Source organism: Microbacterium sp. ISL-103, assembly GCF_018613995.1.
GTDB lineage: Bacteria > Actinomycetota > Actinomycetes > Actinomycetales > Microbacteriaceae > Microbacterium.
In genome coordinates, this window is record NZ_JAGGPD010000637.1 from 1 (window position 1) to 1,579 (window position 1,579).

At 64.5% G+C, this 1,579-nt stretch carries 2 protein-coding genes; both read left to right on the forward strand.

The window, feature by feature from the left end:
* Window positions 1–89: 89 nt before the first annotated feature.
* Complete coding sequence (locus J7E68_RS18965; RefSeq protein WP_251049173.1) at window positions 90–824, forward strand: SDR family oxidoreductase; 735 nt, start codon at window positions 90–92, stop codon at window positions 822–824.
* Between the two features lie 53 nt (window positions 825–877).
* Complete coding sequence (locus tag J7E68_RS18970) at window positions 878–1,543, forward strand: Pr6Pr family membrane protein (RefSeq protein WP_215175098.1); 666 nt, start codon at window positions 878–880, stop codon at window positions 1,541–1,543.
* Window positions 1,544–1,579: the final 36 nt, after the last annotated feature.

Below are 1,579 nucleotides of genomic sequence, written 5' to 3' on the forward strand. Positions count from 1 at the left end.
CCGCCGGACGAGCGGGTTCGGCCATCATCTTCGTTCTGCTGCTTGGCCGGCGTCGGCGGAGGGCGTGACGCACGGCGTTCGGACCCGACATGAACACAACCGAGGGAGGTAGGACGGCATTGGTGGTCGGTACGAGCGCCGACGTCGTGTCCGCCGTCGCCCTCAAACGCTCCGACTCAGGGATGACCGTTGGAGTACATCTCGGAGACCGCGGCGACGCTGCGGCGAACGTCGTGAAAAGCATCGAGGCAGCGGGGGGAGGAGCGTTCCCGCTCGTGTCCGACCTCCACTCGCCGGAGGGGATGGACGAGCTCTGGATGCAGTTCGACCGCCGAGCCCGCCATCTCGACGTGCTCGTCAGCCACGCCGACGCCTTAGGGCGACGCCGCGCCTTCATAGACGTTCGAGTGCAGGACCTCGACGAAGTCTTCGACGTCAATGTCCGCTTACCGTTCCTCCTCGCACAACAGGCACTAGCTCGCCTGCGAGACCACGGCCGCATCATCAACGTCTCGAGCCACTACCCTTACGGCACCCGCGACCCTCACGTCCTCCCGCACGCGATGTCCAAAGCAGCCATGGACGCCTTCACAATGGTGCTGGCATCAGACCTGCGCACGCGAGGGATAACGGTCAATTCCGTCGGGCCCCGAGCCACGCGCACTGAACACGCTGCCGACGCGATGGCGGTACTCACGGAGAACCTCCCGACGCACACCGCGGACCCCGACGAGGTCGCCGAGATCGTCGCGTTCTTCGTCTCCGACGACGCGCGATGGATCACCGGCCAATGGCTGGACGCGACCAGCGAACCCGCACCGTGACTGCTCACGAGCACCGCGCTCGCGCCAAGAAGCCCCACGACCAAGGATCACTGATGACACGCACTAACAGTCCGCGCCTCCACCCACGCAAGACCGCGACGACAGCGGTCGGTGTCGTCCGTCTCGCGATGGCGACCCTGATAGCCGTCGCCATCATCGCGACCTTCCTGGACACAGCGTCGCGCGCAGTCATCAACCCCTTCAACTTCTTCGGTTACTTCACGATGCAGAGCAACATCATCTTCGCCGTCGTGCTCACCGTGTCGGGCATCCTTCTCCTCAGGCGCCAGGCCCAAGGCCGCCGACTGAGCCTGGTCCGGGGTTTCGCTACGACCTACATCCTCATAGTCGGCATCGTCTACAACATGCTTCTCACAGGACTCGAAGGAGGCGTCGCACTCGAGTGGGCGAACTGGAGCCTCCACGTCGCCAGCCCGGTCTTCGCCCTGCTCGACTGGCTCCTCATCAGCGACCGGCACTCCCTGTCATGGAGAGCGTTCGCGGGAGTCCTGATCTACCCGTCTGTGTGGGCAGTCGTTGTGCTGATCCGCGGCGCAACCGACGGCTGGGTACCCTATCCGTTCCTCGACCCTGCTCAGGGTTATGGCACCGTCGCGCTCTACGTCCTCGTCATCCTCATCCCATCGGTACTCGTCGGCGCCGTCGTCTTTCTCCTCAGCCGTGTGTCGCTGATTCGTAGGACACGTCCTACGGCCTGAAACGCCTGAACTAGCCCCTGCCGCTCCCTAACCCCA

Bases quoted from the DNA above. Each gene is read 5' to 3' on its own strand.
- J7E68_RS18970 (WP_215175098.1), top strand. From the start codon at position 878: ATGACACGCACTAACAGTCCGCGCCTCCACCCACGCAAGACCGCGACG.
- J7E68_RS18965 (WP_251049173.1), top strand. From the start codon at position 90: ATGAACACAACCGAGGGAGGTAGGACGGCATTGGTGGTCGGTACGAGC.